Annotated in this window: 19 protein-coding genes; 7 read left to right on the forward strand and 12 right to left on the reverse strand. The window is 75.0% G+C overall.

Annotation, left to right across the window (positions count from 1 at the left end; genetic code table 11):
* Positions 1 to 45: 45 nt before the first annotated feature.
* From hemB to ACERUJ_RS13655, 6 genes are all read right to left on the reverse strand, one after another.
* Positions 46 to 1,044 (reverse strand): porphobilinogen synthase, encoded by a 999-nt coding sequence (gene hemB / locus ACERUJ_RS13630; protein WP_370249179.1) that lies wholly within the window; start codon positions 1,042 to 1,044, stop codon positions 46 to 48.
* Entirely contained in the window at positions 1,041 to 2,693 is a 1,653-nt protein-coding gene (gene cobA / locus ACERUJ_RS13635) for a uroporphyrinogen-III C-methyltransferase (RefSeq protein WP_370249180.1), read from the reverse strand. The genes hemB and cobA overlap by 4 nt, the downstream gene beginning before the upstream one ends.
* Positions 2,694 to 2,705: 12 nt before the next feature.
* The gene (gene hemC, locus ACERUJ_RS13640; RefSeq protein ID WP_370249182.1) at positions 2,706 to 3,635 is read right to left on the reverse strand and encodes a hydroxymethylbilane synthase; all 930 of its coding nucleotides are present in this window, start codon (positions 3,633 to 3,635) and stop codon (positions 2,706 to 2,708) included.
* On the reverse strand, positions 3,632 to 4,942 hold the full coding sequence (locus tag ACERUJ_RS13645; RefSeq protein WP_370249183.1) for a glutamyl-tRNA reductase: 1,311 nt from the start codon (positions 4,940 to 4,942) through the stop codon (positions 3,632 to 3,634). The genes hemC and ACERUJ_RS13645 overlap by 4 nt, the downstream gene beginning before the upstream one ends.
* Positions 4,939 to 5,631, reverse strand: coding sequence for a redox-sensing transcriptional repressor Rex (locus ACERUJ_RS13650; RefSeq protein ID WP_370249185.1), 693 nt, complete (start codon positions 5,629 to 5,631; stop codon positions 4,939 to 4,941). Before ACERUJ_RS13650 ends, ACERUJ_RS13645 begins: the two co-directional genes overlap by 4 nt.
* A 257-nt stretch (positions 5,632 to 5,888) precedes the next feature.
* Positions 5,889 to 6,140: a glutaredoxin family protein gene (locus tag ACERUJ_RS13655; RefSeq protein ID WP_370249186.1), complete on the reverse strand. Its 252-nt coding sequence runs from the start codon at positions 6,138 to 6,140 to the stop codon at positions 5,889 to 5,891.
* 101 nt (positions 6,141 to 6,241) lie between these two features.
* On the opposite strand from ACERUJ_RS13655, the gene ACERUJ_RS13660 reads away from it, so the two are divergent.
* The 3 genes from ACERUJ_RS13660 (at position 6,242) to ACERUJ_RS13670 (ending at position 9,344) form a co-directional block, all read left to right on the forward strand.
* Complete coding sequence (locus tag ACERUJ_RS13660) at positions 6,242 to 7,129, forward strand: HAD family hydrolase (RefSeq protein ID WP_370249187.1); 888 nt, start codon at positions 6,242 to 6,244, stop codon at positions 7,127 to 7,129.
* 120 nt (positions 7,130 to 7,249) lie between these two features.
* A complete protein-coding gene (locus tag ACERUJ_RS13665) occupies positions 7,250 to 8,059 on the forward strand; it encodes a sigma-70 family RNA polymerase sigma factor (protein ID WP_370249189.1) in 810 nt (269 codons plus the stop codon).
* Between the two features lie 145 nt (positions 8,060 to 8,204).
* Entirely contained in the window at positions 8,205 to 9,344 is a 1,140-nt protein-coding gene (locus tag ACERUJ_RS13670; protein WP_370249190.1) for a DUF5667 domain-containing protein, read from the forward strand.
* Between the two features lie 40 nt (positions 9,345 to 9,384).
* Here the strand turns inward: ACERUJ_RS13670 and ACERUJ_RS13675 are convergent, their stop codons facing one another.
* From ACERUJ_RS13675 to ACERUJ_RS13690, 4 genes are all read right to left on the reverse strand, one after another.
* Entirely contained in the window at positions 9,385 to 10,593 is a 1,209-nt protein-coding gene (locus ACERUJ_RS13675; protein WP_370249191.1) for a lysophospholipid acyltransferase family protein, read from the reverse strand.
* On the reverse strand, positions 10,586 to 11,722 hold the full coding sequence (locus ACERUJ_RS13680; RefSeq protein ID WP_370249192.1) for an NAD-dependent epimerase/dehydratase family protein: 1,137 nt from the start codon (positions 11,720 to 11,722) through the stop codon (positions 10,586 to 10,588). Before ACERUJ_RS13680 ends, ACERUJ_RS13675 begins: the two co-directional genes overlap by 8 nt.
* Positions 11,723 to 11,731: 9 nt before the next feature.
* Positions 11,732 to 11,833: a 30S ribosomal protein bS22 gene (locus tag ACERUJ_RS13685; RefSeq protein WP_008356322.1), complete on the reverse strand. Its 102-nt coding sequence runs from the start codon at positions 11,831 to 11,833 to the stop codon at positions 11,732 to 11,734.
* 119 nt (positions 11,834 to 11,952) lie between these two features.
* Positions 11,953 to 12,156, reverse strand: coding sequence for a helix-turn-helix domain-containing protein (locus ACERUJ_RS13690; protein WP_370249193.1), 204 nt, complete (start codon positions 12,154 to 12,156; stop codon positions 11,953 to 11,955).
* Between the two features lie 235 nt (positions 12,157 to 12,391).
* On the opposite strand from ACERUJ_RS13690, the gene ACERUJ_RS13695 reads away from it, so the two are divergent.
* Positions 12,392 to 13,699, forward strand: a complete 1,308-nt coding sequence (locus ACERUJ_RS13695) for a hypothetical protein (RefSeq protein WP_370249194.1) — start codon at positions 12,392 to 12,394, stop codon at positions 13,697 to 13,699.
* 55 nt (positions 13,700 to 13,754) lie between these two features.
* Positions 13,755 to 15,437: a DUF885 family protein gene (locus ACERUJ_RS13700; RefSeq protein WP_370249195.1), complete on the forward strand. Its 1,683-nt coding sequence runs from the start codon at positions 13,755 to 13,757 to the stop codon at positions 15,435 to 15,437.
* A gap of 117 nt (positions 15,438 to 15,554) precedes the next feature.
* Here ACERUJ_RS13700 and ACERUJ_RS13705 read toward each other — a convergent pair whose 3' ends face one another.
* The gene (locus ACERUJ_RS13705) at positions 15,555 to 16,319 is read right to left on the reverse strand and encodes a response regulator transcription factor (protein ID WP_370249196.1); all 765 of its coding nucleotides are present in this window, start codon (positions 16,317 to 16,319) and stop codon (positions 15,555 to 15,557) included.
* A gap of 7 nt (positions 16,320 to 16,326) precedes the next feature.
* Entirely contained in the window at positions 16,327 to 17,508 is a 1,182-nt protein-coding gene (locus tag ACERUJ_RS13710) for a trans-acting enoyl reductase family protein (protein ID WP_370249197.1), read from the reverse strand.
* Between the two features lie 246 nt (positions 17,509 to 17,754).
* On the opposite strand from ACERUJ_RS13710, the gene ACERUJ_RS13715 reads away from it, so the two are divergent.
* Together ACERUJ_RS13715 and ACERUJ_RS13720 are read left to right on the forward strand one after the other, a co-directional pair.
* Positions 17,755 to 18,387, forward strand: coding sequence for a SigE family RNA polymerase sigma factor (locus ACERUJ_RS13715; RefSeq protein ID WP_370249198.1), 633 nt, complete (start codon positions 17,755 to 17,757; stop codon positions 18,385 to 18,387).
* Positions 18,384 to 20,417, forward strand: coding sequence for a beta-propeller domain-containing protein (locus tag ACERUJ_RS13720; RefSeq protein WP_370249199.1), 2,034 nt, complete (start codon positions 18,384 to 18,386; stop codon positions 20,415 to 20,417). Before ACERUJ_RS13715 ends, ACERUJ_RS13720 begins: the two co-directional genes overlap by 4 nt.
* Positions 20,418 to 20,476 lie beyond the last annotated feature (59 nt).

Below are 20,476 nucleotides of genomic sequence, written 5' to 3' on the forward strand. Positions count from 1 at the left end.
CCCTCGCTAGCCCGGCGCTGCACTTGTCGCGTGTTGCGACGTGGATCAGCGGGCCAGGAGGCGGGCGGCCTCGGCGGCCCAGTAGGTGAGGATCACGTCGGCACCGGCCCGACGGATGGCGAGCAGGGTCTCCATCAGCGCGGCCTCACGGTCGATCCAGCCGTTGGCGGCGGCGGCCTCGACCATCGCGTACTCGCCCGAGATGTTGTAGGCCGCCACGGGCACCGGCACGGCGTCGCGCACCTGGCGCAGCACGTCGAGGTAGGCCAGGGCGGGCTTGACCATCACCAGGTCCGCCCCCTCGGCGACGTCGAGCAGGGCCTCGCGCACACCCTCGCGGGCGTTGGCGGGATCCTGCTGGTAGGTGCGGCGATCGCCCTGCAGCGAGGAGTCGACCGCCTCGCGGAACGGTCCGTAGAACGCCGAGGCGTACTTCGCGGCGTAGGCGAGCACGGCGACGTCGTGGTGGCCGGCGGCGTCGAGGGCGTCGCGGATGACCCGCACCTGGCCGTCCATCATGCCGCTGGGACCGACGAGCCGGACCCCGGCGCGGGCCTGGGCCAGGGCCATCTCGGCGTAGATGGCCAGGGTGGCGTCGTTGTCGACCTCGCCGGCGTCGGTGAGCACGCCGCAGTGGCCGTGGTCGGTGAACTCGTCCAGGCACAGGTCGGCCATCACCGGCAGCGCGTCGCCGACCTCGGCGACGACGTCGGCGATCGCGACGTTGAGGATCCCCTCGGGGTCCACGGCACCGGAGCCGACCGCGTCCTTGCTGGCCGGCACCCCGAAGATCATCAGCCCGCCCAGACCCAGCTCCGCGGCCTCCACGGCGGCCGCGCGCAGCGAGTCGCGAGTGTGCTGCACGACGCCCGGCATCGAGGAGATCGGTCGGGGGGTGGTGAGCCCCTCGGCGACGAAGACCGGCAGCACCAGCTGCCGGGCCTCGAAGGACGTCTCCGAGACCAGCCGACGCAGGGCCGGGGTGGCGCGCAGCCGGCGGGGCCGGATGCGCGGACCCGCCCCGACCGGCCCCGGTCCGGTCATCGCGACGAGGCCCGCCGACGGCTGCTGGGCTTGCGGTCCGACGGCTTGGTCACGGGCTCACCGGCCTCGACCAGCGCGGACCGGCGCGCGGCACCGAAGTCGGCCAGGGCGTCGACGAGCACCTCGACGTCGGGCTTGGGGGCCATGACGTCGACCCGCAGGCCGTGCTCCTCGGCGGTCTTGGCGGTGGCCGGACCGATCACCGCGATCACGGTGGAGGGGTGCGGCTTGCCGGCGATGCCGACCAGGTTGCGCACGGTGGAGGAGGAGGTGAACACGACGGCGTCGAACTTGCCGGTCTTGATCGCGTCCCGCACCGGCGCCGGCGGCGGGGCGGCCCGCACGGTGCGGTAGGCGGTGACGTCGTCGCACTCCCAGCCCAGCTCGATGAGGCCGGCCACCAGGGTCTCGGTGGCGATGTCGGCGCGCGGCAGGAACACCCGGTTGATGGGGTCGAGCAGCTCGTCGTACTCCGGCCAGTCGGCCAGCAGACCGGCGGCGGACTGCTCCCCGCTCGGCACGAGGTCGGCGCGCAGGCCCCAGTCGGCGATCGCAGCGGCGGTCTTCTCGCCCACCGCGGCGATCTTGAGCCCGGAGAAGGCGCGGGCGTCCAGGCCGTACTCCTCGAACTTCTCCCGCACCGCCTTGACGGCGTTGACCGAGGTGAAGGCGATCCACTCGTAGCGACCCTCGACCAAGCCGCGCACGGCCTTGTCCATCTGCTGGGGGTTGCGCGGGGGCTCGACCGAGATCGTGGGCACCTCCACCGGCACGGCGCCGTGGCCGCGCAGGCCCAGCGACAGCGACGCCGCCTGGTCCTTGGTGCGCGGCACGAGCACCTTCCAGCCGAACAGCGGCTTGGTCTCGAACCACGACAGCGTGGTGCGCAGGTCGACGACGTGGCCGATGACGGTGATCGCCGGCGGCGACATCCGTGCGGCCCGGGCGTCGGCGACGATGTGCTCCAGGGTGGAGGCCACGCTCTGCTGCTCGGTGCTGGTGCCCACGCGGGTCATCGCGACGGGGGTGTCGGCGGGCCGACCGGCCGCCATCAGCGCGGCGGCGATGTCGCCGATCTGCCCGACCGCCGAGAGCAGCACCAGGGTGTCGTCACCGGCGTGGCGCGCCCAGTCGATGCGCGAGGCGGCGGCGTCGCCGCAGGTGATCACGGTGATCTCGCGGTGGTCCTTGGTGGTGAGCGGGATCCCGGCGTAGGCCGGCACCGCGGCCACCGAGGAGACGCCCGGCACGATCTCGAAGCCGATCCCGCCCTTGGCGCAGGCCTGGGCCTCCTCGGGCCCGGAGGCGTAGAGGAAGGGGTCGCCGGTGAGCAGGCGCACGACGTGGAGTCCGCGCTTGGCCTGCTTGACCACGACCTTGGCCCGGGCGGCGTGGGTGAGCGGCTGGCCGTCCTCACCGAAGCCGCCGTCGACCAGCTCGGGGCCGGCCTCGCCGGGCACCAGCGCCCGCACGAGCTCGGTGTGCTCGGGCGACTCGGTGATCACCACGTCGGCGCGGCGCAGCAGCTCCACGGCCCGCACGGTGAGCAGGTCGGGGTCGCCGGGGCCGCTGCCCACGAACGAGACCCACGCCCTGGCCACCCGCTCGGCGGCGGTCAGGCTGGCGTCGGCGGTCGTTGCACGCGTCATCGGTTCTGCACCCTATTCCTCGGTTTCCAACTGTCCTGCGCCGTCGGCGAGCATCTCGCCCGCCAGACGGATGCCGACGCCGGCGGCGTCGGCGGGGGCGCCGGAGGCGGACATCCGCACCGACAGCGCCCCGTCACGGGAGAGCGCGATCGCGCGCACCCACAGCTCATCGCCGTCCTCGCCCTCCACGACCTCGGCGAGCGCCCCGATCGGTGCGGAGCAGCCCCCCTCGAGGGTGGCGAGCACGGCTCGTTCCGCCTCCACCGCGGCGCGGGTGGCGGGGTCGTCCAGCACGGCCAGGGCCGTGGCGAGGTCGTCGTCGGCGCGGCACTCGATCGCCAGGGCGCCCTGCCCGGGGGCGGGCAGCACCTGCAGCGGGTCGAGCACCTCGGTGGCCTCCTCGGCGCGACCCAGTCGGGCCAGGCCCGCCCGCGCCAGGACGACGGCGTCGAGCTCGCCGTCGCGCACCTTCGCGATGCGGGTGTCGACGTTGCCGCGCACCGGCACCAGCTCCAGGCCCAGGCCGAGCGCGTGCAGCTGCGACACCCGGCGCGGGGAGCCGGTGCCCACGCGCGAGCCGACGGGCAGCTCGCCGAGGGTCAGGCCGTCGCGGGCGACCACGACGTCGCGCGGGTCCTCGCGCGGCGGGATCGCGGCCACGACCAGGCCCGGGGCGGGGGCGGTGGGCAGGTCCTTGAGGGAGTGCACGGCGATGTCGACCCGACCGTCGTGCAGCGCCTCGCGCAGGGCCCCGACGAACACGCCGGTGGCCGAGCCGACCAGCGAGGTGCCGGCGGCCTGGGAGCGGTCGCCGTCGGTGGTGATCTCGACCAGCTCGACCTCGCGGCCCAGCCGGGCCCGCACGGCGTCGGCGACGTGGCCGGACTGGGTGGTGGCCAGGGCGCTGGCGCGGGTGCCGATGCGCAGGGGGCGCTCGCTCACGAGACCCCTCCCCCGGTGGCGCCGCCGGGGCGGGTGACGGCGGAGACGGCGTCGGGATCGAGCGCGAAGAGCTCGGCGAGCGCACGCTCGTAGGAGATCGCCCCCTGCTCGTTGGCGAGCTCCTTGACCCGGACCGTGGGCTCGTGGAGCAGCTTGTCGGCCACCCGGCGCACGGCCTGGCGGATCTCGGCGCGCGCGGCGTCGTCGAGATCGGGCAGCCGGCCCTCGAGGCGGGCGAGCTCGGCGTCGACCACGGAGGTCGCCATCGAGCGCCGCGCGACGACGGTGGGGGCGACGCTGGCCGAGCGGCGGGCGGCCAGGAAGGCGGTGACCTCCTCGGCGACGATCCCCCGCACCAGCTCGATCTCGGCGCCGGCCTCGGACTCCCCGATCGTGCCGGCGAGGTCGGCCAGCCCCACGAGGGTGACGCCGGGCAGCTCGCCGACGCCGGGCTCGACGTCGTGCGGCAGGGCGACGTCGACGATCGCGAGCGGTCCGGTGGCCTGCGCACGGGCGCGGGCGACGAGGTCGGCGGAGACCAGCGCGCCGGTGGCGCCGCTGCAGGTGAGCAGGATGTCGGCGCCGGCGATCGCGGCCTCGAGGTCGGTCATCGGCAGCACCCGGCCGCCGTACTCGGCCGCCAGCCGCTGCGCGCGCTCGGGCGAGCGGTTGACGATCACGATCTCGCCCGCCCCCATGCGGCTCACGGTGGCCACGGCCAGACCGGCCATCGCGCCGGCGCCGACGACGGTGACGCGCGCGCCGGACACCGCGCCGAGCGCCTCGGTGGAGCGCTCCAGGCCGGCGCTGACCAGGCTCGGGGCGACGCGGTCGATGTCGGTCTCGGCGCGGGCCCGCTTGCCCACGCGCAGCGCCTGCTGGAACAGGGTGTTCAGCGCCGGGCCGACCGACCCGACCTCCTGCCCGAGCCGCAGGGCGTCGCGGGTCTGGCCCAGGATCTGGCCCTCGCCGATCGCCATGGAGTCCAGGCCCGCCACGACCTTGAACAGGTGGGCGACGGCGCCGTCGTCGTAGTGGACGTAGAGGTGGGGCAGCAGGGCGTCGGTGGCGCCGCCGGTGCGCTCGAGCAGCAGCCGCGAGAGGGCCTCGACGCTGCCGTGGAAGCGGTCGACCTCGGCGTAGATCTCCACGCGGTTGCACGTGGCGATGACCGCCGCCTCGCTGACGTGCACCCCGGCGAGGGTGTCGTGCACGAGCTTGTGCACGCCGTCGCGGTCGAGGGAGGCCCGCTCGAGCAGCGCCACGGGGGCCGTGTTGTGGGACAGCCCCACCACCAGCACGCTCATCCTGCGTTCGCCTTCCGCTGCTCGTGGTAGGCGAGGATCTGCAGCTCGATCGACAGGTCGACCTTGCGCACGTCGACGCCGTCGGGCACCGAGATGACCCCCGGTGCGAAGTTCAGGATCGAGGTGATCCCGCAGGCGACCATGCGGTCGGCCACATCCTGGGCAGCGCCCGCGGGCGTGGCGATCACGCCGATGGCGACGTCGTCGGTGGCCACGATCTGCTCGAGCTCGTCGAAGGCGCGCACCTCGATGCCGGCGACGGTCTCGCCGGTCCGGCTGGGGTCGGCGTCGAGCAGGGCGACGACGCGGAACCCGCGGCTGCGGAAGCCGGAGTAGTTGGCCAGGGCGTGCCCGAGGTTGCCGATCCCGACGATGACGACCGACCAGTCGTGGGTGACGCCGATCTCGCGGGCGATCTGGTAGCGCAGGTAGTCGACGTCGTAGCCGACCCCGCGGGTGCCGTAGGAGCCGAGGTAGGAGAGGTCCTTGCGCAGCTTGGCGCTGTTGACACCGGCCGCGGTGGCGAGGTCCTCGCTGGAGCAGGTGCGGATGCCGGCGTCGACCAGGCCCGTGAGCGCGCGCAGGTAGACCGGCAGACGGGCGACGGTGGCCTCGGGGATCTCGCGGCTCGGCTCCGCGTCCCGGTTCGAGGACCGGGCTGACGTCCGGCTCCCGGTCCGGCTCGACATCCGTGCGCTCACAGGTCTTCTCTCCAGCCGGCGACTCAGACGGACCGCAGTGAGGATCCCGGCCAGGCCGACCCCTTCACTCTAGGAGTTTGTGAACGTGGGAACAAAACGGCAGCGACGCCGCGTGTACCACACCGTGGCGGGGGCTGCGCGAGGCGGGTCCTGCTCACCCCGCCGGGCGGGATCTCGCGGCCGGGCGGCCCCGGGCGATGCCGTTCGGGGCCGTTCGGGGCCGTTCGGGGCGGGACGCGGCGGCGTCAGCGCCCCAGCGCGGCGCGCAGGCGGTCGGGGTCGACCCGCCAGAAGTCGTGCTGGCGGCCGTCGACGAACGTGACCGGCACCTCGTCGGTGAAGCGCTCGCGCAGCTCGGGGTCGGCGTCGATGTCGACCACCTCGAAGGTCTCGCCCGTCGCAGCGCACACCGCCGCCACCACCTCGAGCGCGACCTCGCACAGGTGGCAGCCGGTGCGGGAGTAGACGCGGACGCGCGGCGACGCAGACGGACTCACCGGACCAGCCTAGTGACCGGCCTCGTGACCGGGCTCGTGACCGGCGGGCGCCGCGGGCCACGACGCCGACCTCCGCACCCCCACGGCACTACTGTGGCGCCATGCCGTCCCCGGACAAGCCGCGTCGTGCCCCCGACCTCCAGCGCCGCTCGGTGCTGGCCGGGGAGGCCGCGGCCGCGGCGGCGGAGGTCGAGACCGCGCTGACCGGGCCCGCCGACCCGGCGGTCGCGGCGTTCTTCGACGTCGACAACACCGTCATGCAGGGCGCCTCGATCTTCCACCTCGCCCGCGGGCTGCACCGCCGCGACTTCTTCACCACCAAGGACCTGCTCACGGCGATGTGGATGCAGGCCTACTTCCGCATCGCGGGCGTGGAGGATCCCGACCACATCGCCGAGACCCGCAACTCCGCCCTGGGCTTCATCGCCGGACACACCGTCACCGAGCTCGAGGAGCTCGGCGAGGAGATCTTCGACGAGGCGATGGCGCACCGGATCTGGCCCGGCACCCGGGCGCTCGCCCAGCTGCACCTCGACCAGGGGCACCGGGTCTGGCTCGTGACCGCGGCCCCCATCGAGATCGCCCGGATCATCGCGCGACGCCTCGGGCTCACCGGCGCGATGGGCACCGTGAGCGAGGTCGAGGACGGCGTCTACACCGGGCGGCTGGTGGGCGACCTGCTGCACGGGCCGGCCAAGGCCGAGGCGATCCGGGCGCTCGCGGCGCGCGAGGGCCTCGACCTGGCGCGGTGCTCGGCCTACTCCGACTCCGTCAACGACCTCCCGATGCTGGGCCTGGTCGGCGACCCGTGCGCGATCAACCCCGACGCCCGGCTGCGCGCGCACGCCCGCGCCCAGGGCTGGCGGATCCGCGACTACCGCACCGGGCGCAAGGCGGCCCGCGCCGGGCTGGTGGCCAGCACCCTGGCCGGTGCGGCCGGGGGCGCGGTGGCCGCCGCGCTGGCGGTGCGGGGCCGACGTCGTCCCTGACCGGTCCGGGGCGGCCGGACGCGCACACCGGAGACCGACTTCGTCGTTTCCTTCCCGGTACCCCCGGGGGAACCGTAGGATGCCGCCAGGGCCCGCCGGGCCCAGGGGAGGCGCGGTCGGATGACGCGGCACGAGCAGGGGCCCTTCGGCTCCGAGCACCCGACGGGCTGGGACGCCCTGCGGGTCGCGGTCGCGCGCGCCCTGACGGCTCTGGCGCCCACGACGCCGGTGGTCGCGGGCGGCGGGATGCTCGCCATGACCGCGATGCCCGACCACTGGAGCCACCGGCTCGAGACCGCCGGCGCCGGGACCGGCGACCGCGGCGGCCCGGACTACGGCGACGCCGGCCTCGCGACCTCCTCGGAGGAGTGCGAGGAGGAGCGCACCCGCCTGATCGCCCTCGTGGAGCTGGCCCGCGGCGGCGACGCCGACGCCTTCGGCGCCCTCTACGACCACTACCAGGGCTCGGTCTACCGGTTCCTCTTCTACCGCACCCGCTCGGTGCAGCTGGCCGAGGACCTCACCTCGGAGACGTTCTTCCGCGCGCTGCGCAACATGACCAGCTTCCGTTGGCAGGGCCGCGACTTCGGCGCCTGGCTGATGACGATCGCGCGCAACCTCGCCGCCGACCACTTCAAGGCCGGCCGCACCCGCCTCGAGCTCACCACCGAGGACATGGGCGCCCACGACGACGCCACCGACGGCCCCGAGACCGTGGTGCTGGCCGGGCTCACCAACGAGCTGCTGCTCGAGGCGCTCACCAAGCTCCCCGACGAGCAGCGCGACTGCCTCGTGATGCGGTTCCTGCAGGGGATGTCGATCGCCGAGACCGCCGCCGTGCTCGGCCGCAGCGACGGCGCGGTGAAGCAGCTGCAGCTGCGCGGGGTGCGCAACCTCGCCAAGCTGATGCCCGAGGGGATGCGCGACTGATGGCCGCCCTGACGACGCCCCCGACCCCGTCCCGCACGGCTGCCGGGCCCGCGCTGCGAGACCGGTCGCACACCACCGTAACCTGCACCCCCTCCTCCTCGTTGTCCCGTTCGACCCCCCGACACCACGGACGAGGACGGATCGGATGAAGCCCGCCATGACGGCGCGACGCCGCGCTGAGGAGTTCCACCGCCTGGTCGAGCACGGCTCGACCGACGGTCTCCGGGCGAGCCGCGACGCCGACCTCCTCGTCACCGTCGGGGCCCTGCGCCGGGCGGCCGAGCCGCACGAGGCGCGACCGGAGTTCGTCCGCGACCTGCGCGCCCGCCTGATGGCGGCCGCCGCCGAGACCCTGCCCGCCGCGGCAGCGCCGGCACCCGCCGTGGCGCGCGTGCCCGACCGGCGCCGCGAGCGTCGTCTGGCCGTGGCCGTGGGCGGGTTCGCCCTGGTCAGCGCGGCCTCCTCGATGGCGGTCGCGGCCCAGTCCGCGCTGCCCGGCGACGCGCTCTACCCGCTCAAGCGGGCGATCGAGAACATCGAGACCGGCCTGCGCTCCGACGACGTCCGCGGCACGCTGCTGCTCGAGAACGCCGGCGACCGGCTCGCCGAGGTCTCGGCGCTGGCCCGCGAGGGCGGCGACGGCGCCGACATCGCCCGCACGCTCGACGACTTCACCGCGCAGTTCGACCAGGCCTCGGACCTGCTGCTCGACGACTTCGCGGCCGACGGCCGCGCGGACTCGATCCAGCAGTTGCGCGACTTCGCCGCCGACAGCGTCGCCGAGCTCGAGCGGCTGCAGTCGCTGGTGCCCGCCGAGGCCCGGCCGGCGCTGATCACCGCGGCCACGACCGTCTCCGAGATCGATGCCACCGCGGCCTCGGTGTGCCCGGCGTGCAGCAGCCTGCCGATCATCACGTCCCCGGCCTTCACCAGCCTCCAGGGCGCCACCGACGCCCTCGACGGCGCCAGCGTGCCCCCGGCGAGCGCCCCCGAGCCCAGCGTGGGTCCGACCGCGCCGCACCTCGCGGGCACCCCCGACGCGATCCCGCCCGCGGACGTCGTGCCGCCGGTCGACAACGACCCGCAGACGCCGTCGCTGGACCTCCCCGACCCGCCGCAGGCCCCGAACGACGACACGCCCTCCACGGTCCGCGACGGCGTCAAGGGCCTGGTCGACTCCGTCACCGACCCGGTGGAGGAGATCATCGAGGGGGTCACCGAGTCGATCGAGGACCTGCGCGACCGCGGCGGCCGCGGACTCGGCGACACCGGCCTGATCGACTGACCCCGCCGCGACGTCCGGCGCCCGCCGGCGTCGGTGGGCCTCAGCGGAAGACGGACTCGCGCTGCATGAGCAGCCGGTACAGCGTCTGCTGGATGCTCTCGCGCACCTGGTCGGTGACGTCGAAGACCAGCATCGGGTCGTCGGCCGCCCCGTCCTCGTACTCGTCGGTGCGCACCGGCTCACCGAACTCCAGCAGCCACTTCGAGGGCAGCGGGACCAGGCCGAGCGGACCCAGCCACGGGAACAGCGGCGTGATGGGGATGTAGGGCACCCCGAGCAGGCGGGCGAGCGCCGGGATGTTGCCGACCAGCGGATAGATCTCCTCCGCGCCGACGACCGAGAGCGGGATGATCGGCACCCCGGTGCGCAGGGCCGCCGACACGAAGCCGCCGCGACCGAAGCGCTGCAGCTTGTACCGCTCGGCGTAGGGCTTGCCGATGCCCTTGAACCCCTCGGGCCACACGCCCACGAGCTCGCCGTCGCGCAGCATCCTCTCGGCGTCCTCCTGGCAGGCCAGGGTGGCGCCGCCGCGACGGGCCAGCGACGAGACGACCGGCATCTTGAAGACCAGGTCGGCCCCCAGCGCGCGCAGGTGGCGGCCGGTGGTGTCGTGGATCATCACCATCGTCATCAGGCCGTCGACCGGGATGGTGCCGGAGTGGTTGGAGACCACGAGCGCCCCGCCGGTGGTGGGGATGTTCTCGACCCCGCGCACCTCGATGCGGAACCACGTCCGGGCGATGGGCCGCAGCGTGGCCAGCAGGAGCTTCTGGGTGAGCTCGGGGTCGAAGCCGTACTCGTCGACGACGTACTCGCCGGTGAGGCGGCGGCGCAGGAAGGCCAGGAAGTGGGCCAGCCGCGGCTCCCACTGCTCGCCGAAGACCTCCATCGCGCCCTGCTGGAACGCCGCGAGCCAGTCCTGCACCGGGATGCCCGCCAGCGGGTGGCGCTCCTCGGTGCGGGCGGGCGGCGGCTCGGCCGGGGCCGCGAGGGCGGCCGCCGGGGAGTCGGCGGGCGGCTCGACCGGGGGCGACGACGCCGCGACGCCGGCGTCCTCGCTCGGGGTCGGGGGGACCGTCGTCGGCGCCTCGGCGGCGGCGTCCGGAGCCGGGGCGGCCTCGGTGTCGGGGCGCGCGGAGGGGCGCTTGGCGCCCGGGGCGAGCGAGCGCGAGGCCGAGGACGGCTTGCGGCCCGACCCGCGACCGGGACGGCCGCGGGTGCCGATGGGGATGATCTCGGCGTCACCCACGCGAGCCACCTCCCCGTGCGGGACGGCGCCGGCCGTGGCCGACGGGCAGGGCGGTGACCGAGCGCAGCGGCGGCTCCTCGACGGCGGCGACCGGGGTCCGCGGCGCCTCGAGGGTGGCGGTGGTGGGCAGCCGCTCGGCGACCTGGCCGACCAGGCGCTCGGCCCGGCCGCCGGTGGGCGGCAGGCCGGAGGCGAAGTCGGCGAAGGCCTCGGCGGTGGTGAAGCGCGGCTCGAAGCCGAGCACCTCGCGCATCAGGGTGGTGTCGACGCCGCGGCCGTAGGTGAGGAAGGCCTGCTGCTCGGGGGAGAAGTCGGCCATCCGCGCCGAGCGCAGCAGCGACCCCAGCGCGCCGACCCCGACGCCGGGCATCGGCACGGCGGGGCGCTGCAGGCGCCGCAGCGCCTGGGAGAGCATCAGGACGCCGTCGCCGGCGAGGTTGAAGGTGCCGGCCGTGCGGGTGGTGACGGCGTGCTCGAGCACCCGCACGAGGTCGTCCTCGTGCAGGAACTGCAGCCGCGCGTCGAAGCCGAGCACGGTCGGGATGACCGGGAGCCGGAAGTAGGACGTGATCGGGCTGACGACGTGGGGGCCGATGACGTTGGCGCAGCGCAGCAGCGCGACGTCGCAGTCGGGGCGCCGACGCGCGAAGCCGCGGACGTAGCCCTCGACCTCCGCGACGTCCTTGGCGTAGCCGGCCCGCGGGGCGCGCCGGGGCTCCATGTCCTCGGTGAACATCGCGGGGTCGCGGTTGCTCGCGCCGTAGACGGTGGTCGTGGACTTGACCACCAGGCGCGTGACCTTCGGGGACTTCTGGCAGGCCGCGAGGAGCTGCATCGTCCCGATGACGTTGAGCTCCTTCATCGTGTTGCGCCCGCCCGCACTGCCCGGCGTCGCGATCACGCTCATGTGGACGACGGTGTCGACGTCCTCCTTGGCGATGACCTTGGCGATGACCGGGTTGCGGATGTCGGCGCGCACGAACGACATGTCGCCGACGTCGCCCCGCGGGGGGACGACGTCGACGCCGATGACGCGTCGCACGTCCGGGAGGTCGGCGAGAGCACGCGCGCACCGTCGGCCGAGGTCACGAGAGACCCCGGTGACGAGCACGACGCGGTCGCCGGCCATGACCGGGCGTTACTTGCCGAGCTTGCGGCGCTGCACCCGCGTCTTCTTCAGCAGCTTGCGGTGCTTCTTCTTCGCCATGCGCTTACGGCGCTTCTTGATGACAGAACCCACGAGTCCATCCAACTTCTGTGTACGACGGGACACCGGGAGGTCCCGGCGACCAGCAGAGCCTATCCGCCCGACCCGAGCGGCGCGGAATCGACCTCCGGCGCTGGACGGCGGCGCGCGGGTCAGCCGGCGTCGTAGAAGGACTTGCGCAGGTAGTCGTCGACGGCGTCCTCGGTGACCCGGAACGAGCGGCCGACGCGAACCGCGGGCAGCTCGCCCCCGTGCACGAGGCGGTAGACGGTCATCTTGGAGACCCGCATCACGGCGGCGACCTCGGCGATGGTCAGGAACTTGGGGTCGGAGAGTCCTCCGGGGGAGCTCGTCACGGGTACACCAGCTTTCTCTGCGCCCGCCACCGGCTTCCCCACCGGTGAAGGTCGGGCGCGACGTGGCGAGAATAGGGGCAATTGTGACGGGTGGGGAAGACGTTGCAGAGTGAAACTTCTGGGTCGCGGCGTGTCCTGCTCCCGATCATGCCGGGTGCGTGGTAGCGATCGCGCCCTCCGTGGGGGTCGGGACGCGTCGCCGCCACCGCCCCGGCGTGCGCCAGACTGGACGACGATGGACGCCGCGCCCCGCACCGCCGAGCCCCCGGTCCGCCGCGATCGCGGCCCGCGCGGACGCCGTCCCCCCGCGGTGGTCACGCGCCTGACGGCCCGCTGGGGGGCGCTGCCGTGGTGGGGGCGCACGGTGCTGCTCTTCCTCGCCGTGCGGGCCGTCTCGGCACTGCTGCTCGCGCGGGCCGCCCAGGACCAGGCGTGGTTCCCCGGCGTGACCGCACCGGCCCCCGACGACATCGACCTGCGGCTCTCGTGGGACGCGCAGTGGTACCAGCGCATCGCCACCGACGGGTATCCGGACACGCTGCCGCTGGACGCCGAGGGTCGGGTCGCGCAGAACCCCTGGGCCTTCTCCCCCGTGTTCCCCCTGCTGGCCCGCGCGGTCGCCGCGCTCACGGGCACCTCCTTCGCCACGGTGGCACCCTGGCTGGCCCTGGCCGCGGCCACGGCGGCGGCCGTGGTGCTCGTGCGACTCCTGCTCGACACCCTGCCCGCCCCCACCGCCGAGCCCGTCGCGCTGGCCGCGATCACGGTCTGGGCGGCGTGGCCGGCCTCGCCGTCGCTGCAGATGGCCTACACCGAGGGTCCCGGCATGCTCGTGCTCGCCGGCGTGCTGCTCCTGCTCGTGCGGGAGCGGTGGTGGGCCGCCGGCCTGCTCGCCGTGCTGCTCGGCCTGACCCGACCGATGGCCCTGCCCGTGACCGCGGTGGTCCTGGTGGCGGTGGGGTGGCGCTGGCGCGAGCGCGGCCGTCGCCCGATCCGGCGGCGCGAGGGCCTGGCCCTGCTCGGCGTGGTGGGGCTCAGCGGGCTCGCCGGCGTCCTGTGGCCCCTGGTGGCGTGGTGGGGCACGGGACGACGCGAGGCCTACGCCGACACCATGGCGGCCTGGCGCACCGGCGGGGAGGTGCAGCCCCTGGAGCCGTGGCTGCGCACCCTGCGCTGGGCGGTCGAGTACCCCAGCAGCATCACCGTCGTGCCGACGATCGCGCTGGCGGTGGCCCTGACGCTCTCCCTGGTGCTGCTGGTGCCGGGCGCGGCGCCGGCCGTGGACGTGCGGCTGCGGGTGTGGTGCGCGGCCTACACCGGGTACCTCCTGCTCGTCGTGGACGGCACCACCAGCACCGTGCGCTACCTGACCCCGCTCGTGCCGCTGGCCGTGCTGCTCCTCGGCGCCGCCCGGGGGCTGCCGGCCTGGCGACGTCGTCACACCCTGCTGACGGCGGGCTGGGTGGTCGCGGGCGTGGTCGGCCAGGCGGCGTGGATCTGGTGGATCGTCGTGCTGGCACCCCCGGACTTCTACCCGCCATGACGGCGGCCGGCCCCGCCCCCTCCGAGGAGGGGTGCGGGCTGCCTAGGGTGGGGGCATGAGCGAGGACCACGCCGCCGACCTGGAGCAACTGGCCACCGCCTTCTGGCGCTACCACCTCGAGACCGAGCCCACCGAGGGCCACCTGCTCGGCGACTACACCTACGCCGGGTTCTTCGAGGACGCCACCCGGGCGGCCGAGGACCGGCGCATCGAGGCGCTGAGGACCTTCGCCTCCGACGCCTGGGCGATCGAGCCCGGCGACCTCGACGACCAGCAACGACTGACCCGTCTGGTGCTGGAGGCCACGGCCACCGCCGAGGCCGACCGGCTGCAGACCCGGCTGCTGGACATCGACGTCGACCCGGTGTTCGGGCCGCAGGTGGGCATCCCGGTCGTGCTCGGGATGTGCGGCCTGCCGACGCCTGCCGTCGCGGAGGCGATGGTGGAGAAGCTGCACGGCATCGGCCGCTACTTCGGCGAGCTCGCCGACCGGCTCGACGAGGGGCGCGCCGCCGGCCGCACCCCGATGCGCTTCGCCGTCGACGCGGCGCTGGCCCAGCTCGACGCCGCCCTCGCCGCGCCGCTGGACGCCGACCCCGTGCTCACCGCCGTGCCGAGCCCGCCCGAGGGCGTGGCCGCCGACTGGTGGGAGCGGGTGGCGGGCGCCGTCGCCGACGCCGTGCGGCCGGGGATGGCGCGCTACCGCGAGGCGATCGCACGCGCGGCCGCCGACCCCGACGGCGCCCGTCCCGACGACCGCGCCGGGCTGTGCTGGGTGCCCGACGGCGAACGGGCCTACGCCGCCCTGCTGCGCTACTCCACCACCACCACCACGCTCTCGGCGCAGCAGATCCACGACATCGGGCTGCAGCAGGTGGACCAGCTGGCCGAGGAGTACCGGGCCCTGGGTCCGGAGGTCGTCGGCAGCAGCGACCTCGCCACGATCTTCGAGGCCCTGCGCACCGATCCCGCGCTGCACTTCACCCGCGCCGAGGACCTCGTCAGCGCCTCCGAGGTCGCGCTCGCCCGCGCCTGGGAGGCCCTGCCGGCGTGGTTCGAGACCCTGCCGCAGGCCCCGTGCGCCGTCGGCTCCACGACCACCGGCGCCAAGGCCTACTACTTCCCGCCGGCCGCCGACGGCTCGCGCGGCGGCACGTTCTTCGTCAACGTCGACGACCCGACGTCGTGGGGCACCTTCGAGCTGGAGTCGATGGCCTTCCACGAGGGGGTGCCCGGCCACCACCTGCAGCTGGCGATCGCCGGCGAGCTCGACGGGGTGCCGGAGTTCCGCAAGCACCTGCACCACCAGGCCTACGCCGAGGGCTGGGGCCTCTACACCGAGCGGCTGGCCGACGAGATGGGGCTGTACTCCGGGCCCGTGGACCGGATGGGCATGCTCGCCGCCGACTCGATGCGCGCGTGCCGGCTCGTCGTCGACACCGGGATGCACGCCCTGGGCTGGAGCCGGCAGCAGGCCGTGGACTACATGCTCGCGAACACCCCGCTCACCCTCGGCATGGTGCAGCCGGAGATCGACCGCTACCTCGGCAACCCCGGCCAGGCCACCAGCTACATGGTGGGCCGGTTGGAGCTGCTGCGGATGCGCGCCGAGGCGCAGGCCCGCCAGGGCGACGCCTTCGACGTGAGGGCCTTCCACACCGCCGTGCTCGACTCCGGATCGATGCCGCTCGGGGTGCTCGACGAGGTCGTGCAGCGACGCCTCCCCACCCCCCACTGAGGTGCGTGTCGCGGGGCAGTTTGCTCGGTCAGCCGAGCACACGTCACGACACGCCGCGCGCGCCTCGGCGTGTCGAGCAGTCTGCTCGGTCAGCCGAGCACACTGCCCGCTCCCGGCTCAGCCGGCGGGGGGCTCGAACCGGTAGCCGACGCCGCGGACGGTGACGAACGGCTCGGTGCCGCCGAGGGCGGCGCGCACCTTGCGGCGCATGTTGCCGACGTGCACGTCGACGACGTGGAGGTCGCCCACGCGGTCGCCCCAGACGATCTCGCGCAGCTGGGCGCGGGTGACCACCCGGCGCGGCTCGGCCACCAGCACGGCCACGAGGTCGTACTCGGTGCGGGTGAGCGCCACCGGCACGCCGTGGGCGCGCACCTCGCGGGCGACGTCGTCGACGACGAGGTCGCCGTGCACGGCCTCGGGGGCCGGGGCGACCCGCGGGCGGCGTCGCACCGCGGCGATGCGGGCCACGAGCTCGGGGGCGGAGTAGGGCTTGGTGACGTAGTCGTCGGCGCCGACGCGCAGGCCCACGACCTTGTCGACCTCGTCGTCGCAGCCGGTGACCATGATCGCGTAGGCGTCGGTGAAGGTGCGCAGCTCGCGGCACACGTCGAAGCCGTCCATGCCGGGCAGCAGGACGTCGATGAGCACGAGGTCGGGGCGCTGCTGGCGGGCGGCGGCGAGGCCGCTCTCGCCGTCCTCGGCCTCGAGCACCTCGAACCCCTCGCGCTCGAGCAGGATCCGGGCACTGCGGCGGAACTCGGGGGCGTCCTCGATCACGAGGGCCCGGGGGGCGCGGGCGGCCCCCACCGTGCCGCCGACCCCGGCGGGGGCGGCGTCGGGGCCCGCGCCGATCGGGTGCAGGGGGCTGGACTCGGTCATCATCGGATCACCCCACGACCTCGAAGCGCATCCCGGCCGCCCGCAGCCGGGCCAGCAGGGCGGGGCCCATCGCCTGGGCGGTGGTGACACAGCCGGCGGTGGGCGGGTTGTCGTCGAAGGCCAGGCTCAGCGCGGCCTCCGCGATCATCTTGGCGGTCTCGGTGTAACCCGGGTCGCCGCCGGACACGCGGGTGTGCAGCGTGCGGCCGCCGGACTCGGCGACGAAGTCGACGGTGAACCACGACGCCGCCCGGCGCTTCTCGCTCGGCCCCTCGCCCTGGGGCACCCGCTTGAGCAGCTGGGCGCGCAGCGGTGGGACCTGGGAGGCCAGCGCGAGACCGGTGACGCCGAGGGCGCCGCCGGCGGCGTAGCGCAGGGTCTTGGTGCCGGCGAAGTGGGCGTAGCGGAAGTCGGGGCCGTAGACCGGCAGCGCGGCCGCGCTGCGCACGACGATCTGGGGGTCGATGGTGGGCAGCGGGAGCAGCCAGTAGCCCAGCGTGCGGTCGCGGGTCGGCCTGCCGTTCTCGGGCTTGACGCGGCGCCCCTCGGGGCGGCCCTCGGCGGCGCGGCGCTGCTTGGCGGTGGCAGCCATCTGCTTGGCGCGGGAGAAGGCCCCCATCGCGGAGTGGAAGGTGCCCCCGGAGAAAGTGGCGTTGGAGCGCACGACGCCGCGCAGCCGCACGGGGCCGGTGGGAGCGAGCTCGGTGACGGTGAAGAAGGCGCCGAGGTCGTGCGGCACGGAGTCGAAGCCGCAGGCGTGCACCAGGCGTGCCCCGCTGGCCACGGCGGTGGCGTGGTGGGCCAGGTAGGTACGGTCGACGAACTCGGGCTCGCCGGTGATGTCGACGTAGTCGGTGCCGGTCTCCGCGCACGCCTGGGCCACCGGGCCGCCGAGCACGAGGTAGGGGCCGACCGTGGTGGCCACGACCTTCGCGCGGACGACGACGTCGCGCAGGGCGGCGACGTCGCCGGCGTCGACGACCACCAGCTCGAGGTCGGCGCAGGCCGGGAAGCGGGCGGCGAGCCGGTCGCGCACGGCGGCCAGCTTGGCCTCGTTGCGGCCCGCCAGCGCCCAGCGCAGGCCGGCGGGGCCGTGCTCGGCGAGGTACTCGGCCACCAGGCCGCCGGTGAACCCGGTGGCGCCCAGCAGGAGGAGGTCGAGATCACGCGGCGCTGCGGACGAGGACATGCGGTCAAGGCTAGGGCCTTCGAGCGCGCGGCGTGCGCAGCATCGACGATGCGGAACGCCCCGATGTCGGATGGCGGGCCGCGGGGCGGCGGATCGCCCGTCCGAGGATCTTCCTCGGCACGCCACCGAGATTCGATCCAGGAAGCAGGATGCAATTCGGGCTGACATCCGTGGACGTCCGGGGGAACCTGGGGGCCGCCCACCCCGTCGTTCCGGGGAACCCGCCCCCGACGAGAGGCAGCGCTCGTGGCACCGCCCCCGCCCCCACCCGACAGCCCACCCGACCGGCCCGAGACCGGCGAGGAGGAGTTCCGCCTCTTCGTCGAGCAGGCCTGGCCCGGCCTGGTCCGCTCCGCGGTGTTCCTCGGCGCCCGCCCGGCCGAGGCCGAGGACCTGGCCCAGACGACCCTGGCCCGCTGCTACGCCGCGTGGGAGCGCGTCGCGGCGGCCCGCGACCGCCAGGCCTACGTCTACCGGATGCTGGTGAACTGCCTGCGCGACTCGCGGCGTCGTCACTGGTGGGGCGAGCACCCCACCGACCGGCTGCCCGAGACCGCCCCCGCCTCCGACGGCGCCGAGGACCGGGCCCGCGTCGACGCCGTGCACCGGGCGCTCGCCGGCCTGAACCGCAGCCAGCGCGAGGCGGTGGTGCTGCGCTACTTCGCCGGCCTCAGCGAGGCCGAGGCCGCCGCCGCCCTCGGCGTGGCGCCCGGCACCGTGAAGAGCCGGCTCTCCCGCGGCCTGGCGCAGCTGGCCGCCTCCGACCACCTGCGCGACCTGGCCCCCGGGCGCACGGCCGCCGCCGCCGACCCCGCGGCTCCCGCCCACCCCGCCCACGCCGACGACTCCGCACCGCACGGGAACCGAGGACGACGATGACCGAGCTCGAGCAGCACTGGGACGACCTGCCGGTCGGCCCCGCCCCCACCGACGCCATCCGGGCCCGCGGCCGCGCGCTGGCCGGCACGACCGCCGACCCCACCGACCTGCTCGCCCGCCGCCGCACCGCGGCCCCGCTGCGCCGCGCCGGCGTGCTGGGGCTCGTGGCGGCGTCGTTCGTGGCGGGGCTGATGGTCGCCCGCCCCGGGGACGACGCCTCCGGCGGCGGTCCGGGCGCCGCGGCACCCGCGCCCGGCCCCGGCGCGCTCACCCCGGTGGCCTTCACCGGCGCCCTGCGCGCCCCGGCGTCGTGCGAGGCACTGCGCGAGTCCTACGTCGAGCGCGCCCTGCCGCTGGTGGGCCCCGGCGGCTGGCGGACGCGCGAGTACCCCCAGTACGGGTACGACCTGCGCGACGGCCTCGTCCTGGACCGTTTCACCTCCGAGCTCGCCAGCCTGGACACGGGCACCCGGGCGGCGATGGACGCCCCGAAGACCAGCACCGCGGTGAGCGAGCCCACCGGCACCAACGTGCAGGAGGCGGGCGTCGACGAGCCCGATGCGGTGAAGACCGACGGCAGGCTGCTGCTGCGGCTGCGCGAGGACGTGCTCACCGTCGACGACGTCAGCGGCGACCGGGTGGTGCGGCGCGCGACGCTCGACCTCGGGCCGATGCCGGGCGGGGAGATCCTGCTCAGCGGCAGCACGGTCACGGCCTTCGCGAGTGCCTCCGACGCCCAGCGCACCCGCGTGCTCACCATCGACGTGGCCCGCCCCTCGGCACCCCGGATCGTGCGCACCTCCGTGTACGACGCCGGCCTGCAGGCCGCCCGCCTGCACGACGGCGTCGTGCGCCTGGTGCTCGACTCCGGGCTGCCCGATCTCGACTTCCGCCGCGGCTCGAGCACCGAGGACGCCCGGCAGGTCGTGCGGGACACCACGGTCACGGACTGGCTGCCCACCGTGACGATCGACGGCGGTGAGCCGGAGCCGGCGGTCGACTGCCGCGACGTCGCCCTCCCCCGCGCCGACCTCACCCTCGGCACCACCACGGTGGTGGGCTTCGAGGCCGCCGACGACCCGCGCTCGGGCGGGTCGTTCGGCGTGGCCGGGCGCACGCCGCTCAGCTACGCCTCCCCCGACCACCTCTACCTCGCCGCCTCCCCCACCGGCTGGTCCGACCCCTGCTTCGCGTGCGACGTCGTGTACTCCCCCGGCGGTTCCGACCCCGGCACCACCTACCTCTACGGCTTCGACCTGGAGGGCACCGGGGCCCGCTACCTCGGCGCCGGCTCGGTGGAGGGCACGCTGCGCGACCGGTGGTCGATGGACGAGTCCGACGGCGTGCTCCGCCTCGCGCTCGGCCCCTCGGTCGAGACCCGCGACGAGAACGCGATCGTGACCCTCGCACCGCAGGGACGCGCGCTCGTCGAGACCAGCCGCCTCGGCGGCCTCGGCACGGGCGAGGAGATCCGGTCGGTGCGCTGGTTCGACGGGCTCGCGCTGCTCGTCACCTACCGCCAGATCGACCCGCTCTACGCCGTCGACCTCACCGGCAAGCGGCCCACCCTGCTGGGCACGCTCAAGATCCCGGGCTTCTCCTCCTACCTCCACCCGCTCGGCGAGCAGCGCGTGGTGGGCCTGGGCGAGGGACCCCAGACCACCGACGACGGCCGGCGGGTCTGGGGCGGGCAGGCCGGGCTGTTCGACGTCACCAACCTCACCGACCCGCGGCGCATCGACGTGGTGTCCTACGGCCGCGGCTCGACCACCCGGGCCGGACAGGATCCGCGCCAGGTGACCTGGCTGCCGCAGCGGCGCCAGCTGCTCACCGTGGTGGAGCGCGGCCGCACCGGCTACGTCTCGATCCTGTCCCTGGGCCAGGGGGAGATGGCCGACACGATGGTGGCCGCCGAGATCGGGCCCGACGTCGCCGACGTGCGCACCGTGCCGCTGCCTGACGGGCGGGTGGTGCTGGTGACCGGCGACGACGCGGAGTTCCTGGACCTGCCCGACCCCGTGGAGCAGTAGGCGTCCACGGCCGGTGGTCGCACGACCGTCCCCTCCCCGCGGGCCTGCCCGCGGGGAGG

Origin of the sequence: Nocardioides sp., assembly GCF_964228225.1 — a bacterium.
Taxonomy (GTDB): domain Bacteria; phylum Actinomycetota; class Actinomycetes; order Propionibacteriales; family Nocardioidaceae; genus Nocardioides.